General features: G+C 55.0%; 9 protein-coding genes. 3 read left to right on the plus strand and 6 right to left on the minus strand.

Annotation, left to right across the window (positions count from 1 at the left end):
• Positions 1–95 precede the first annotated feature (95 nt).
• The 3 genes from J2Z70_RS23850 (at position 96) to J2Z70_RS23860 (ending at position 7,653) form a co-directional block, all read left to right on the plus strand.
• Positions 96–5,228 (plus strand): S-layer homology domain-containing protein, encoded by a 5,133-nt coding sequence (locus tag J2Z70_RS23850; RefSeq protein ID WP_209877323.1) that lies wholly within the window; start codon positions 96–98, stop codon positions 5,226–5,228.
• 242 nt (positions 5,229–5,470) lie between these two features.
• On the plus strand, positions 5,471–6,376 hold the full coding sequence (locus J2Z70_RS23855; protein WP_209877325.1) for an ArsR/SmtB family transcription factor: 906 nt from the start codon (positions 5,471–5,473) through the stop codon (positions 6,374–6,376).
• 5 nt (positions 6,377–6,381) lie between these two features.
• Positions 6,382–7,653, plus strand: a complete 1,272-nt coding sequence (locus J2Z70_RS23860) for an MFS transporter (RefSeq protein ID WP_209877327.1) — start codon at positions 6,382–6,384, stop codon at positions 7,651–7,653.
• Between the two features lie 402 nt (positions 7,654–8,055).
• Here the strand turns inward: J2Z70_RS23860 and J2Z70_RS23865 are convergent, their stop codons facing one another.
• The 6 genes from J2Z70_RS23865 to J2Z70_RS23890 all read right to left on the minus strand — a co-directional run bounded on the left by J2Z70_RS23865 (position 8,056) and on the right by J2Z70_RS23890 (position 16,024).
• Positions 8,056–8,691, minus strand: a complete 636-nt coding sequence (locus J2Z70_RS23865) for a histidine phosphatase family protein (RefSeq protein WP_036732690.1) — start codon at positions 8,689–8,691, stop codon at positions 8,056–8,058.
• Between the two features lie 93 nt (positions 8,692–8,784).
• The gene (locus J2Z70_RS23870) at positions 8,785–9,588 is read right to left on the minus strand and encodes an AAC(3) family N-acetyltransferase (RefSeq protein WP_209877329.1); all 804 of its coding nucleotides are present in this window, start codon (positions 9,586–9,588) and stop codon (positions 8,785–8,787) included.
• Positions 9,589–9,790: 202 nt separating this feature from the next.
• Positions 9,791–11,374 (minus strand): response regulator, encoded by a 1,584-nt coding sequence (locus J2Z70_RS23875; protein ID WP_209877331.1) that lies wholly within the window; start codon positions 11,372–11,374, stop codon positions 9,791–9,793.
• Positions 11,367–13,265, minus strand: a complete 1,899-nt coding sequence (locus tag J2Z70_RS23880) for a sensor histidine kinase (RefSeq protein WP_209877333.1) — start codon at positions 13,263–13,265, stop codon at positions 11,367–11,369. Before J2Z70_RS23880 ends, J2Z70_RS23875 begins: the two co-directional genes overlap by 8 nt.
• A gap of 69 nt (positions 13,266–13,334) precedes the next feature.
• Complete coding sequence (locus J2Z70_RS23885) at positions 13,335–15,035, minus strand: type 2 periplasmic-binding domain-containing protein (RefSeq protein WP_245368479.1); 1,701 nt, start codon at positions 15,033–15,035, stop codon at positions 13,335–13,337.
• 98 nt (positions 15,036–15,133) lie between these two features.
• Positions 15,134–16,024: a carbohydrate ABC transporter permease gene (locus J2Z70_RS23890; protein WP_036732706.1), complete on the minus strand. Its 891-nt coding sequence runs from the start codon at positions 16,022–16,024 to the stop codon at positions 15,134–15,136.
• Between the last annotated feature and the right edge of the window lies 1 nt (position 16,025).

The raw sequence follows: 16,025 nt of genomic DNA on the forward strand, positions 1-16,025 counted from the left end.
CAACTTTAACAAATATTGCCGAAAAATTGCGCTAGATTCATATTATCTCTATTATAATAGAGTACGAATGATATTTTATGGGGAGGTATACTCACATGAAACTTTCTTCACAATGCAGGAAGCCGCTTAGTCTATTCCTGGCGGTAGCATTGCTATTAACCGGGATCTTCCCGGGATTGTCCACAGGCTCCGGGACGGCCTCGGCAGAGCCGATTATAGCAGCCGATAGGGTTGCGGCTACTACGGCCACCCAAGCTCCCCCGGTTACTGCATCTCCTGCTTCGGGTACTAAGATCGCTACAGGGTCAAAGATTACTTTAAACACCTCTGTAACAGCAAGCGTGTACTACAGCGTCTACGCCAACAAGAGTACTACAGCAGAAGTGGCAGACCAGTTGTATACTGCCCCAATCACCGTTCACTCCGATATTACCTCGCTTAAGATTACAGCTTATGCCTTATTACCCGATTCTGAGAAAGGTTCAACATCCACTTTTGAATACAGCGTCGCGCCTGCACTGGCAGGTCTGAAGATTAACCAGATTCAAGGTGCAGGACATAGCTCCCCTTACGCGGACAAGATGGTCACTGACATCAAAGGAATTGTTACCTACATCAAGGATGCGGACAGCTTCTACATCCAATCAGCAGCCACTGATATGGATACTGATATCAAGACCTCGGAAGCCATTCAAATCTATCAGAAGGGAAAAAGCAGTGCTGTTAAACCAGGCGATGCTGTCACGGTAGACGGAATTGTCAAGGAATTTGGCCGCACCGGACAATTATCTACCACACAGATTACCGCCAGCCAGACCACGGTTGTCAGCAGCGATAATCCGCTTCCGGCCCCAACCCTGCTGGGCACTGGCGGACGCCTCATCCCAACGGCTGTAATCGACGATGATGGCCTGGATCCGGCCAAGTTCGAGCCAGCCACAGATGCCATAGACTTCTATGAGAGTCTGGAAGGCATGCGGCTGGAGATTGCCAAGCCGACCACTGTTGGCCCGGCAGTCTACTATGCTTCCAGCAGTACTTTTGAAATCCCAGTGGTGACCGTCAACGGTACGGGCAACACGACTGAAGTGACTTCCCCCGCGGGTGGGCTGGTACTGACGGGTGCCGACTTTAACCCGCAGCGCCTGATTCTCTCGGTGAAGACCGCTCCGGTACTCACTACAGGACAACAATTTTTAGGCAATGTCACCGGTATTCTGACCTATGATTACGGCAAATTCCTGATTTCTACGGAAACAGACGGCCTGCCGGATGTCTCCCCAAGCAAGCTGAAGAGAGAAGTGACCTCGCTCTCCCCGGGAGATACGGATAAGCTGAACATCGCTTCTTTTAACATTGAGAACTTCTCCCAGCATAATGATCCTGCCAAAATCGCCAATGTCGCCAAAGATATCGTGGTCAATCTGAAAACACCCGATATTATCGGGCTGACAGAAGTGCAGGATAATGATGGAACCGGCAAAGGCGGAACGGATGCCAGCGAGAGCTACACAGCGCTGATTGCCGCCATTAAAGCTATTGACAGCGGTGCATCTGACTACCGCTACACGGATATCGCACCGCTGAACAACCAGGATGGCGGCGTTCCGGACGGCAATATCCGCTCCGGCTTCCTATACAATATGAACCGCGTCTCGCTGAAGCCGGGTACACCTGGTAATGCTACTGACGCTGTAAGCTATACCGCCGGTTCCGGCCTCAGCCTGAATCCGGGCCGCATTGATCCGGGCAATGAGGCCTTCAAGGAGTCGCGCAAGCCGCTGGCTGCCGAGTTCCTTTTCGGGGGCAAAGAAATCATCGTGATTGCTAATCACTTCAACTCCAAGAGCAGCGACAACTACCTGTTCGGTTCGGTTCAGCCTCCGGTCTTCTCGACTGAAGTGCAGCGGGCCAAGATCGCCAAGGTGGTAGGCAGCTTCGCTGAGGATGTGCTTCAGAAGAACCCCGAGGCCAATCTTGTCGTGCTCGGCGATCTGAATGACTTCCAGTTCTCAGACACGCTTAATATCCTCAAGGGCAGTGCACTTACGAACCTTGTAAATACCCTGCCGCTGAATGAACGGTATTCCTACAACTTCCAGGGCAACTCCCAGACGCTGGATCATATCCTCGTCAATAACCGGCTTGCTTCTGCCAGCAAGCTTGATATCGTGCATATTAATGCCGATTTTGCAGATCCGGGAGATTATCCGAAAGGCACTGTATCTGATGCCGACGGCATCCGGATCAGTGACCATGATCCGCTGCTCGCACAGATTAACTTCGGTACTACAGATTTCAATCTGCGTGTCCTGCATACGAACGATACCCATAGCCATCTGGAGAATATCACCAAGCGGACCTCAGCCATCAGCAGCGAGCGGACAGGCAATACGGTGCTGCTGGATGCGGGTGACGTCTTCTCCGGAACCCTGTATTTCAACCAGTTCAAGGGTCAGGCAGACATCAAGTTCATGAATAATATCGGCTATGATGCGATGACCTTCGGCAATCATGAGTTTGATATGAATAAGGAGAATCCGGAAATCCTGCGGAATTTCGTGACGGCGGCCAAGTTCCCTTTTGCCAGCTCCAATATTGATTTCACTACGAAGAACAGTGAGCTTGCCGATCTCTATCACGAGATGACTGGTATTCTTGAGACGGATGAGTCCAAAAGCACCGCCAAAGACGGTCATATCTATCCTTCCGTCATCAAGGACGTATATGGAGAGAAGATCGGAATCTTCGGCTTGACGACTGAGGATACTGTAGGCCTCGCGTCTCCCGGCGACAAGATTATTTTCAAGGATCATGTAGAAAGCGCGAAGCGGACCGTCCAGGCGCTTGAAGCCCAGGGCATCAACAAGATTATCGCCGTCACCCATCTGGGGTACACCGTGGATCAGGAGTTGGCCAAGGCCGTTCCGGGGATCGACATTATCGTTGGCGGACATTCCCACACGAAGATCGATAACCCGCCAACTCCTGTGGTGATTGCAGGGACGGACAAGAAGGTCCTGATTGTGCAGACCGGCGAATACAGCCAGTTCCTCGGTGAGCTGGATGTTACCTTTGATAAGAATGGCGAGGTCAAGGCTTATCAAGGCAAATTGCTGGATGTCAATCTGTTCGGTGAAGATGCTGCTGCCAAAAAAATCCTTGCCCCGATCGATGCCGAGCTGGCAACGGTCCGGAATCAGGTTGTAGGCTACTCTGATGTAGATCTCTACACTCACCGCATCATCGACGGAAAGTCTGTCCGTGTGGTGCGTAAGGAAGAGACACCCATCGGGAATATGATCGCCGACAGTATTGCAGAGAAGGTTACGGAGCTTATGCCAAGCTTCGTGTCTGCCTCTGACCTCGCCTCCATCAAGGGCGTAGTTGCTATTCAGAATGGCGGAGGTATCCGCGAAGCCATCAATGCAGGAGATATCACCATGGGTGAAGTGCTGACGACGCTGCCGTTCGGCAACGGACTTGCAGCCCTGAAAGTTACCGGTGCAGAGATCATCTCCTCCCTGGAGAACGCGGTCAGCGGCCTGGCTTCCGACCAGGGTCGGTTCGCCCATGTCTCAGGGATGAAATATTCGTATGATTCCACCAAGAAACCGGAGATTATCGATTCATTAACCGGCAAGGTCACGCAAGCAGGGGAACGCATCATCTCCGTTGAGATCAAGCAGACGGACGGATCCTACAAGCCGATTGATCCGGCAGGCTATTATATTCTGTCCACGAACTCCTTCATGGCTGGCGGCGGGGACTTCTACCGCGCACTGGCTTCAGCCAAGGCGGATGGACGTTATTATGAACTGGGTCTTCCCGACTTCGAAGTCCTGCTGGCCTATCTGAAGAAGCATAATCCGGTAACTTCAAGCGTTGAAGGACGGATCACCGATCTGAAGGGTGCCGTTCCAAACCCAAGTCCGACTGTAACGCCTACTCCGGCTCCAACCACGGCACCGGAAGGCGGAAGCCCAGGGGGCACCGGAGGAGTGACTCCTACGGCAACGCCATCAGTAACCTCTACTCCAAGCGCGGCAGCACCGCAGGTTACCACGCTTACAGCAGCAGAGCTTACAGCGAAGCTGGCCGCACTGCCAGCCGGTTCTAGTGAGCTGATCATCCCGCTTACAGCGTCGGCAGGAGGCGCACAGGTTGTCCTGCCAGGCAGTGTGCTGGTTCAGCAGGCGGCTGCCCGCCCTGATACCGTGCTTACCTTCACCTCATCAGGCGGAGCCTCCTACTCCCTGCCGCTGAGCGTTGTGAACGGATCAGCACTGGCTGCAAGACTTGGCACCGGGGAGTTCACGGTCACTGTCTCGCTGCTTCAGGCCGGACCTGCTGCACTTGACGGTCTGAACAAGGCCATTGCCGCACAGGGCAATGCGGTCACACTAGCCGGCCCCGTCATTGAATTCAGTGTCACTGCCCAGGCAGGCACCACCAATGTACCGCTGAACAGCTTCGGCAGTACCTATGTGAAGCGGACAATCACGGCCACAGGTGCACTTGATGCCAAGGGTGCGACCGGTGTCGCCTTTGACCCGGCCACGGGCAAGCTTTCCTTCGTGCCTTCTATCTTCGCAAGCCCGGCAGACGGACATACAGAGGTAACGATCAAGCGCAACAGCAACAGCTATTACACTGTGGTGAAGTCGTCCAAGACCTTCGGCGATACTACCGGACACTGGGCACAATCGGCCATTGAGCTGCTGGCCTCCAAGCTGGTGATTAACGGCACCAGCAATACCGCCTTCTCACCTGCGCAATCTATTACACGGGCAGAGTTCGCAGCCTTGATCACCCGCTCGCTGGGGCTTGCACCGGCAGCAACAGGAACATCCTTCAGTGATGTCCGTGCTGGCGCATGGTACACGGATGCTGTACAGACAGCCGCTGCCGCAGGTCTGATTACCGGTTATACCGATGGCAGCTTCAAGCCAGGCAGTCCGATTACCCGGCAGGAGATGGCAGCCGTCCTGTCCAAAGCTATGAAATACACCGGCAAGACCCTGACGGCCGATTCGGCTGTACTGGCTAAATTCCGCGATGCCTCAAGCATCCCGGCCTGGTCCAGAGCAGCGGTAGCAGAGATCGCCGCCGCAGGCATCATCCAGGGTACCCCTGATGGTGCGTTCGCTCCGGCGAAGCTGGCTACCCGTGCGGAAGCGGCTACGATGCTGGAGAAGACCTTGAAGTCGCTTCAATTCATTAACTAACGCACGCTACAGCGTTATACGAGGTTTAAATCAGTAAAGGCGGTTCCCAAGGCGCATGATGCGCTGCGGGAACCGCCTTTTTTTGAATAATAAGATTTGTCAAACGAGAAAAGTTCGTTTATGATAAAACAAATATTAGTTCTATGTTTATAGAACTTTTTTGATTCCAAGCTCAGTTATCCTTCACTATCTATTATCTCTGTTATATCTAACTCCACTACACCAGAAAGCAGGAATTCCTTATGGATTATAAAGTAACCCTTGATTTCGCACCCGTCTATGAGTGCATCGCCAGCTTAAATGCTTTTATCGGCAAGCAGAACCACAATGCAATGGACGCAGGAGCTTCCTGGGTGCGTGAGGTACAAACCCGATTTGCCCCTGTGATGCTACAGAGAATGAAAGAAGTCATGAAGCTTACCGACAATTTCAGTCTGTCCCCTTACATCTGGAGCTGTCCGGAAGAGCGGACGGTAGCGGGTTTTCTGGACTGGTTCGAGGCTCTGTCTCCCGGTGAGCTGTATGAAATCGCCGGCCGCTTCGGACAGACCGTCCCCTCTAACCTGACCGAACTGCGCAGCTCTGCCGCTGAAGTCATCAGAGCATGGGACGCGGGGTATTTCAGCAGCATTAATCCGGCCATTCTGGAAGGGCTTCAGCAGGAGGCTGCTGCAAGAGCCGCGCTACTGAACGGCGCGAACGATATGGAGATTTACGAGGCGGCCACAGCAGGCATGCGGCTATACCCTTCGGAGACCCTGAAGCAGGTAATCATCACTCCGCAATACCATGCCCGCCCTTTGGTAACCACCTCGTTCTTCGATGAATTTGTGTTCACCAGCTACTCCTGCGATGTTCTTCCTCCGGAAGAAGGGCGGCCCGCACCTGCTCTGCTGCGGCTTACCCGGGCGCTGTCGGATGAGACCCGGCTGTACATTCTCCGCCTGCTTACCGGCAAGCAGATGAATTTCACCGAGATTGTGAAGGAGGTCGGCCTGTCCAAAAGCACGATCCATTACCATCTGATCGCGCTGCGGGCTGCCGGTCTGGTCATTGTTCATACTGCGGGTAAAAACACATCCTACAGCCTGCGCCTTGAGGCACTGAACGGCTTGCCAGGACAAATCGGAGAATATCTGGAGGGTTGAGCTTTATGCAGAAACGCAGCTATTACGGATTGTTATCTACGGTTTCACTCAGCGCCTTCGGCGATGCCTTTGGGCTGCTGGCCATGGAGTGGCTGGTCTATGACCTGACTGGCTCCAAGGTAGCGATGGGGGCGCTTGCGCTCAGCTCCATGATTCCCGAGCAAGTGCTGCGCCTGCTCGGCTCGCCGCTATCCGACCGGCTGCCCCGCGTGCGGTTCATGGCCTGCCTTGCCGTGCTGCGGCTGCTGGCGCTCCTGCTTCCGCTCGGCATGGGCCTCGCCGGCCATCTCCAGCTCTCGCAGCTGTTCGCGGCCGCCAGCCTGAGCGGCGCCTGCTCCGCGCTGTTCCTGCCGACGGCCATGGCCGTCATCCCGGAAATCGCCGGAACCGGCAAGCTGATGCGTGCCTTCGCCATCATTGACGGCTGCAAGGGCGCTGCCGTGCTGCTCGGTCCAGCGCTTGCCGGTATCCTGACCGCGGCCAGCGGCGCCTTGCCAGCGCTCGGGGTCAACGCCGTCTGCTATATGGCTGCGATTGCCATGCTGCTGTGGCTGCCCCGGATGGGCAAGCCCGCCGGGCCGCCTGCTGCTGCCGTTTCCGTATCCGGCTATCTGCGGGAGGTAGCCGAAGGCTTCTCGTTCTATCGGCGGTTCCCGGCCATGCTGACGATCATGATGATGGCTGCCGTCAGCAATCTTAGCTCCACAGCCATATGGACGATGATGGTCCCTTATGTCCGCGAGGTGCTGCACCGCAATGCGGCGGCTGTAGGTACGCTGTCTACAGCTTCTGCGCTTGGGTACCTCGCCGGACTCGGGGTCATCTCCATCATGGGCGAGATTAAGCAGCGGCGCGCTGTCATGCTGGGCAGCCTGGGCTTGTCAGGTATCGTCACCATGCTGTGGGGCTTCATTCCCAGCTATGCCTTCGCCTTGTTCGCCGTATCCGCCGCCGGGCTGATGGGGCCGTTCTTCAGTTCCCTAAGCTCCTCCCTGCACGGGCGGCTCGTACCCGGTCAGCTTCAGGGCCGGGTGAATTCGGTCCGCTTCCTGATTGGCGGGAGCCTGTCGCCGATTGGCGCCTTGGCAGCCGGTACGGTCGCTGAGCTGTACGGGGTTCCTGTGCTTTTGATTGCCGCAGGCCTTCTTCCGGTGCTGTACGCCGGAGTGGCCCTGCGCCTGCCCGGCCTGAAAGCGCTGGACGGCGACCTGTCTGTGCTGGAGCAGCGGGACCGCCAGCGCCAGGAGGCTGCGCTGACAGGCAATGCATCTATGTAGATGGACCTTAAGGAGCTGACAGTGTTGCATTTCGTGCAAAATCTCTGCGTAGATCGCCCCTATCAAGCTCCAGTGTTGCACTTTATGCATGATTTTTCTTAATTTGTTACTGGTTATGGCACATTGTTGCAGCTTTTGCAGGATTTCGGGCGATTCGGGGCTAACGGGAGCTGGATTGTTGCATTTCGTGCAGGATCTCCGCACAGGCCGTTCTTATCGAGCCCCATTGTTGCATTTCATGCAGGATTCCTACACACTGCCCCCTAGCGAGCCCCAGTGTTGCACAATGTGCAAAATTCCCGCGCACGCCTTACGCCGCCCCACGCCAAACAGGCGATGCCACATGCGCATCGCCTGTTTATCGTAACTCTACCTGCTGTGCTGCTATCCAGTAACTGCTACTCAGGACTCCAGCCCGCCCTCACTGGTCACATAATGACTGGTGTCCCCGTGCAGCACAATCTCCGGCACGCCGTCAGTAATATCAATTCTGCATAGGCAGGTAGGGTGAATGTAGGGCAGATCCCATAGCTTGTCCATGGCCCGGTCTTCAAAATAAGCCATCAACACCTTCACTACTACCGTATGGGTGGCAATAAGGATCGTGCCGCCTTCGTGCAGGTCTATGAGCTCACGCAGCTTGCCGAGCGCACGCTCCTGCACTGCTGCGAAGGTCTCGCCGCCCTGGATGCTGAACAGCGCCGGGTCCCCCCAGAATAGCTGGTGCTGCTCCGGGTACTGCTCCTCCAGCTCACCGGCCTCCCGGCCTTCCCAGACGCCAAGGTTAATCTCTTTGAACTCATCATAAGCGGTAAGCGGGATCTCCCGCCCGCCCCGGATAATCTCTGCCGTCCGCAGCGCCCGGGGGCTGGAGCTGGCATAGACCGCGTCCAGATGGACATCCTTCATAGCCTTGCCCAGCCACTCCGCCTGCTGGACGCCCAGCGGCGTAAGCGGCGAATCCTGATGACCCTGCATCCGCTTCTGCACATTCCATTCCGTCTGCCCGTGTCTTGTAATATACACCGTTGTAGTCATGAATTCCGATTCCCCTTTACCCAATTATGTATCGATGATTGGACCATTTCGGCCGCTATGACACCAGCATGTGCCAATCGTCTCATTCAGGGTCTACCTGCGGCGGCGCTCCAGCCACTTCACCCCATAATCGACAATCTCCCGCTGCGGGACCAGCTGCGCCGCAGATGCTGCAATGAAGCCCTTGGCAATCCGCCCGGTCTCCTTGTCAAAGTCCGCGCCAAGCTGAGCGAAATCATCCGAATTCCAGTTGTAATCACTGAACTCCACCCATTGCCGGACGCCATCCACCAGCATCGGAGCACCTGCGATAACCTCCTGCTTCCCTGCATAATCGGCCCGGTGCTCCGCGAGATGCAGCGAGGTATTGTTCCCATGGTCCACGCCAAGCAGCAGCACGCTTCCCCCCAGCTCATAGATCCGGGCCAGCGGCGACCGCTCTCCGAAGGCATATTCCAGGCCATGGCTGTCAATAATGACATCCCGGTGCTTCCCCCAGGCGGCAAAAGAATCAATCGGATGGCTGCTGCGCCGCACACCCCGCTGCTTGCGGAAGCAGTCCGGGATAATCCCCATACCGCGAATAGGCGTCAGGTCCGGGTCGTACGCCGGCATATGCTCCCGGATCTCCGGCCACCAGGCCTCCGGCACCGGCGGTCTGCTCCAGCCTGACGGATCGGTCAGATCCGAGGATTGCGTCGGCATCACCAGCGTTCCTTCCTCGCCCAGCACCTGCTCCAGCGCGAGGATCACGGCAACAGGTCCGCCTGCCACCCACTGCCCGAGTGACTTCAAGGAGGAGTGCAGCAGCAGCGTCATCCCCTCCTGCACACCCAGCTGCCGGAAATCGGCGGCAAGTCTGTCTGCCGTAATCAGTGTTCCTTGGATCTCTTCCATACCAATACCTCCAGACCTTCCATCTATCCTATCATAGATCACAAGTGGAAACGATACCGTCCTTTTAAGGACGGTATCGTTTCAGCGAGAAATAGAAGGATAATTCCTCATGTGAAACATATGAATTCTTATATTTGAACCTCAAGTCTTGCCACCCGGCCCTTAACTCCCGCTCATTATCGTTCCAGCATCTGCCCTAGCCCTAAGACTCCTTATCCTCAGCCTGGCCGGGATAACGCCCCATCAGCAGCTTCGCCCGGTACTCTCCGGGGGAGATGCCCTCCAGCTCCTTGAATACCCGTGCGAACTGCTTGCTGTTCTCGAAGCCGACGGACTCGGAGACGGAGGCCAGCTTGACCCGGTTATCGGCCAGCAGCTCCTTGGCGTGGCGGATGCGGACTTTTTTGAGATACAGCACGAAGCTCTCCCCGGTATAGGCCTTGAATGCCTCACTGAAATAAGAATAGTTCAGGGACACGTAATTACTGACCATCGCCATGTTCAGCGGACGCGCATAATTCGCTTCGATATACGCCAGCGCTTCCTCCATATCGGCATGCTCGGTATGGGCGGATTTGATGCCTATAATATAATCGTTAACGCTCAGGAGCAGATGCTCCAGCGCACGGTAATAGTCGTGGAAATGGCGGAAATTATGCAGGTTGCCCACTTGGCGGTAGAGCTTCAGCACCTCCACCGAAGCTTCGCCATGTGTACGGAACACCTCATCCAGTACGCGTTCATTCATACTCCGCCCGACATGCTCCAGGTAGCTCAGATCCAGCCTCAGCAGATGCTCCGTCTGAAAAATAACCCCAAGCAACGCCTTAATCTCCTTCTCCCGCCCGGTTCCGAGCATATTGAGCAGCTTCCGCAGCTCCTCCTCCGGGAGCGGGAAGCTCAGCCGTCCGGCCTGAATATCCGCATAGTCCACGAAGCTGGCCTGCGGCGACAGGAAGGTGTACTGCAGCGCCCGGCAAGCCTCCAGATAACAGGCGCGGAACTGCCCGGCACTGCGGCTCTCGCTGCTGATTCCGAGCAGCAGCCGCGTAAGCTCCTTGGATTCGGCCTTCCTTGCCAGCTCCAGGAAGCTCTCCCCCTCTCCGACAAGCACCAGCTTCCCATCCCCGTCCGTCAGGATCTCCTTGAATTTGTGCTCCAGCGGTCCGCTGAGCTGCTCCAGCAGCCCCTGCACCTCTCCAGGCTTCATCCGTGTACCGTCACTGTGATAATAGTTCAGCACCCCTACTGTAAAAGGCAGCGCAAGCCCCGCAAGCTCCTCCTGCTGCGCAGATGATACCTCGCTCTCCTGCTGCATCAGGAGGCTGCGCAGACGGGCCGCCCGCAGCTCGCGGCGGTAGCCCTCTGCTTCCTGCAGCTGCTTGTGGCTGCTGGATTCCCGCTCTTCCCCTTCCTTGGCTATCCGCTCCAGAATCTCGAACAGCTCCTCACGGCGGATCGGCTTCAGCAGATAATCCTTGACGCGGTAGCGGATCGCGCTTTTGGCATATTCGAAATCATCATGGCCGCTGAGTATAATGACAGCCGGAGCCCCATCCGCCGCTGCTTCCGCAGACAGCCGCGCCAGCAGTGTAATTCCGTCCATGATCGGCATCCGGATATCGGTGATAATCACATCCTGCCGCTCCTGCTTGTACAGCTCCAGTGCTTCCGCGCCGTTGCCCGCCATCGATATGCTGTAGACAGCCGGATATTCCCGTTCAATCATCGCCTTCAGGCCTAAACGGATCATTTTTTCATCATCCACAATCAGCAGATTAGTCATAGCTGTTATCCCCCGTCAATAGAACTTTGGGCAGTGACATGTACACGGCCGTCCATTTTCCCGCTTCGCTCTGTACCTCCAGCCCGTAGGCTTCACCGTAGAATAGCTGCAGCCGCTGATGCACATTGCGCAGTCCGACGCCGCCCGCCTTATATCCTCCGCTGCTGATCCCGGAAGCGTCCGCTCCAGGCTCCTCTTTCGCATAGATCGCCTCATGCAGCGCCAGCAGCCGCTCCGGCGTCAGTCCCAGACCATTGTCGCGCACGACAACTAGAATCTCCGTCCCGACCTCCGTCAGATTAATCCGCACCACGCGGTCCGTAAGCTCGACTCCGTCCGCGTTCCAGGCATGCTTCACACTGTTCTCGACAATCGGCTGCAGCGACATTTTAAGCACCTCCACTTCCAGATAAGCGCTGTCAATATCCAGCTCTAACCGGATGGTATGCTCGAACCTGATGTTCATAACCTCCACATAATTCTCAATATGGCGGATCTCGTCCCTCAGCTTGACGTATTCTCCGCTCCACTTGAAATTATAACGCATCATGCCGCCCAGCCGGGTCAATGCATCCGAGATGGTCCGCTGGTTCTCGATTTCGGCCAGCATCTTGATATTCTCCAGCGTATTATAGAGGAAGTGGGCATCGATCTGATTATGCAGGGTGCGCAGCTCCGCTTCCTTGGAGAGCGCCTGCTTATGGACCGCCTGGGCCACCAGCGTATTGATCGTATTCAGCAGCTTCGAGAAATGATGGGCCAGCTCCCCGACCTCACCGCCGCCGTTGACCCGGATGCTGCCGTAAGGCTCACCTCTGCGGACCTTCTTCATCGTCTCGGTCAGGCGGCGGAGATTCTTCAGAATAAATGCGTTCATGATATAGGCAATGACCGTTACCAGGAAAATAAAAACGATATTCGCCCCAATAATCAGGTTGCGGGTACGCGAAATATCCTTCATTAATCCCTTCATGGAGACCACCGTGACCAGGGAAGCATTAATCTGCTCCAGCGGCGCTTGAATCAGCAGGAATGAATTCCCGTTCTCCTCGTAATCCATCTCCCATCCGCCCATCTTACGGTAGACATCCAGCCGTTCTTTAACGGCCGCAGAGAGTCCCGGATTCTCCTCCAAGAAGGAATGGTCCGTCCGGGTGAACAGGTTCAGCTCCTCATCTGCGATCATCATCTGCGATTCATTGTCCTGCACAGAGGTGAACGCCTTAGGTGCGAACTTGCTCAGCTGCATATCGACCTGCACCATCCCGACATGATGCCCGGCAGGAATGCTTTTCTCTTTGAGCAGCGACACCTTGGCCGGACCAGCCTCCACTTCCCCTGCGTAGCGCTTCATGAGGTCGGGATCCCGCTTCTGAAAGGACCAGTAATGCTGTCCCTCCATCTGCAGCGCTTTTTGAAACCACGGTTCCATCGATACCCGGTCCTCACTGAAAATAACCGGCCACAGCTCATGCACATTCTTATTGCTGGAGAACAGCCGCAGATGCTCAATATTCGGATTATTGAATTGCATCTGGCTCAAGCTCACAAAGGTAGTTGTATTGAAATCGATCAGTTCTCCAAGCGAAGGCTCATCCTCGCTGACCAGATAGCTCTCCACCCCTTTATCCGAGGAAGCCATCTGGGCGACACGTTCCATCGCTTCAATCTGGTTGAGCACATACAGCTTCTCCATCTGGAGGAGATAGCTGTTCTTCTCAATAGAATCACGCTTATAAGTATTATTGATCGCTCTGTACGAATAGAGGGACACCAGCAGGCTGGGTCCCAGAATAATGAAGATATAAGCGGCAATCAGCCGGCTCTGCAGCGATCTCCGCCCCCACCAGTAGCGGAAGGAATTCCATAAGGCCCCTGTTCGTTCGCGCATGTTCACCTCGCACAAGTTGAAAACCCAAAAGCCCGCAGGTCGCGGGCAATTGGGCCATATTCGTTAAGCTTACATTCCAAGCTTCTTTTTGTTCTCTTCATATTTCGTCTGGCGGTAGGCATCGAAGGTCGCCTGGCCGTCCTTTTCTTTCTTGGCGAGATAATCGCTCCAGATCTTATCGAAGTCTGCATCGGAATCCGCCATCAGCAGCTTCGGCAAGGTTTTGCCGCGAAGCTGTTTCAGCTTGGTCGCGATAATGCCTTCCGGCGAGTTGCCGGTAGGGTCAATCAATTGGAATTCGGAGGTGTTGACCGATTTGCCCTTCGTCCAGTCTTCCAGTTGCTTGTAAGGCTCTACCGATTCCGGCTTCCATTGATCGGTAATATTGGTGTTCTGCATCATCCAGAAGGTGAATGATGAACCGTACTGCTTATCGAAGGCTCCGCGGTCGGTGTTCATCAGCTTCAGCGCCTCAGGCAGGAATTGGTCCTTGCCGTCAATTGTATCATAGCTGACCCCTTTTTCACCCAGGAAAAGATCCTTTTGACCTTCTTCACTGTTCAGGTAGCTGAGGAATTTAATCGCACGCGCTTTATCCTTCACATTCTTGGAGATCAGGGTCACCGTCCAGCCGGAGATCCCAGGGCCGTTCAGTGCAGGCGGGTCCATCTTGGTGTTGGCCGGTCCGTCTACTGCAATGTACACTTGATCAGGGTTTTTCTGGAAAATTGTACCGAGCTGCGAAGCAAAGTCTGTACGCTGATAGAGCATTGCGAAATAGCGTCCCTGTACGATTTTTTCTTCCATTTGCGCACGCTTGTCAATGAAGATATCCTTTGCCAAGAGTCCGTCCTGGTTCGCCTGGCGGAGAGTCTTCATCCAGCGGACATACTCAGGATCTGTCTCACGGTCATAGACCTTGCCGTCCTTCTCCCAAGGGATGTTCAGGAAATTCTGAATGTAGCCTTCCAGCGAGTCGTTGCCGTTCTCGGTGAACTCATGCAAACCGAGCGGAATCAGCGGCTGGCCGTTCACCTGAGGGAATTTCTCCTGCGCTGCCTTCAGCGCGGCGAGGAAACCTTCAGGCGTACGCATATCCGGGCTGCCGATGGCTTCATAGATATCCTTGCGGACCGCAAAGGTCTGGTTGGATACGTAGGTATCGCCGTATTGCTTATAATCGGCCGGGGAGGACGAGGAGTTCGGATAGCCGTAGACATTGCCGTCCGGCTGAGTATACCAGCCCAGCTTATCCTTATCCGATACCTTGTAGAAGTAAGGGTCATATTCATCTGCCAGCTTGTTCAGCGGAAGCACAAGATCTCCTTCTACCATTTTTTTGATTGCATCTTCCCAGTAGCCGAGCGTAATGAAGTCCGGCAGCTTGCCGGAAGCCATCAGCGTGTTCAGCTTCTCGTTCTCATTACCTGCAGGCACGATGAAGTTAAGGTTAACGCCGGTCTTCTTGGTCACATATTGAGAGGTTGGGTCTACGCCCCATTTATTCGGGAACCAGGCAAAGTTCAGATACCAGTCAAAAGTAATCGGTGAAGTATCGCTCTTCCAGCCCGGTTCATCGGCCGAAGCCGCAGGTGTCGGTGTTGCAGCATCTGTTGCAGGTGCCGTTGTAGCCTCCGTGTTCGCCGGCTTATTATTCCCCGTGTTTCCGCCCGCGGCGTTATCCTTGCTGCCACAGCCTGTAACAGAGAAGGCCATCATGAGTCCCAAGAGCAGCAGGACCGTTTTCTTCGGCTTATGTTTCATGCCCATTTGTTTACCCCTTTTCTAGATAATATAAATTATAAGCTCAACCCCGTAGCCCTTATGACACCCGGGCGTTGGAGGAGTTACCTGTGGCTTGCAGATGCTTAGCCCTTGATCGAACCAATCATCATGCCTTTGACAAAATAACGCTGCAGGAACGGATAGACGAACACGATCGGCAGTGTGGTCACGACCATGGTAGCCAGCTTAATCGACTGTGAGGTGACCGTTCTTGTGGCCGCGCTGCCCTGGACAGCAGTCATCATCGTATTGGAGCTGGACTGGGCCACGACCCGGAACAGATAGGTCTGAATCGGCTGCAGATCCACGTTGTTGATGTAGATAATGCCGGTAAAATAATCATTCCACTGATAAACACCGTGGAACAGCGCGATGGTGGCAATGACCGGCATGGAGACCGGCAGCACAATCCGCAGCAGAATCGACCAGTCGTTGGCCCCGTCAATCCGCGCCGCTTCATCCAGACCATCCGGAATTTCCCGGAAGAAGGTCATGAAGATAATGAGGTCGAAGAAGCTGAACATCACCGGGATGATATAGACCAGGAAGTTATCCAGCAGATGCAGGTCGCGGTTCAGCAGGAAGGTCGGGATTAGCCCGCCGTTGAAGAACAGGGTGACCGTACCGATCAGAATGTAGATTTTGCCGCCCACCAGATCCCTGCGGGATAGAGCATACGCGACCATTGCTGTGAAGAATACATGCACGGCAACACCGACTACTGTCTTGGCTACGGTAATGGCCATCGCCAGCATAATGCCCGGACTTGCGAAGACCGCCTCGAAGTTCTTCAATGTGATGATGCGCGGCCACCAGTAGATTCCGCCCAGCATGGCGTCATTGCCGTCATTGAAGGCGTTGACCAGCACATACCAGATTGGATAGAGCGTCAGGAAGCAGACGCAGAGCATGACCAGATTATTGATGATGTCGAAGATGACTTCGCCTTTGGTTCTGCGTTTGAGTGCAAACATA

It is taken from the genome of Paenibacillus silagei (genome assembly GCF_017874735.1).
Taxonomy (GTDB): domain Bacteria; phylum Bacillota; class Bacilli; order Paenibacillales; family Paenibacillaceae; genus Paenibacillus_AQ; species Paenibacillus_AQ silagei.

Coding starts and splice junctions, on each gene's coding strand:
- J2Z70_RS23850 (WP_209877323.1), top strand. CDS start 96: ATGAAACTTTCTTCACAATGCAGGAAGCCGCTTAGTCTATTCCTGGCG.
- J2Z70_RS23855 (WP_209877325.1), top strand. CDS start 5,471: ATGGATTATAAAGTAACCCTTGATTTCGCACCCGTCTATGAGTGCATC.
- J2Z70_RS23860 (WP_209877327.1), top strand. CDS start 6,382: ATGCAGAAACGCAGCTATTACGGATTGTTATCTACGGTTTCACTCAGC.
- J2Z70_RS23865 (WP_036732690.1), bottom strand. CDS start 8,691: ATGACTACAACGGTGTATATTACAAGACACGGGCAGACGGAATGGAAT.
- J2Z70_RS23870 (WP_209877329.1), bottom strand. CDS start 9,588: ATGGAAGAGATCCAAGGAACACTGATTACGGCAGACAGACTTGCCGCC.
- J2Z70_RS23875 (WP_209877331.1), bottom strand. CDS start 11,374: ATGACTAATCTGCTGATTGTGGATGATGAAAAAATGATCCGTTTAGGC.
- J2Z70_RS23880 (WP_209877333.1), bottom strand. CDS start 13,265: ATGCGCGAACGAACAGGGGCCTTATGGAATTCCTTCCGCTACTGGTGG.
- J2Z70_RS23885 (WP_245368479.1), bottom strand. CDS start 15,035: ATGGGCATGAAACATAAGCCGAAGAAAACGGTCCTGCTGCTCTTGGGA.
- J2Z70_RS23890 (WP_036732706.1), bottom strand. CDS start 16,024: ATGTTTGCACTCAAACGCAGAACCAAAGGCGAAGTCATCTTCGACATC.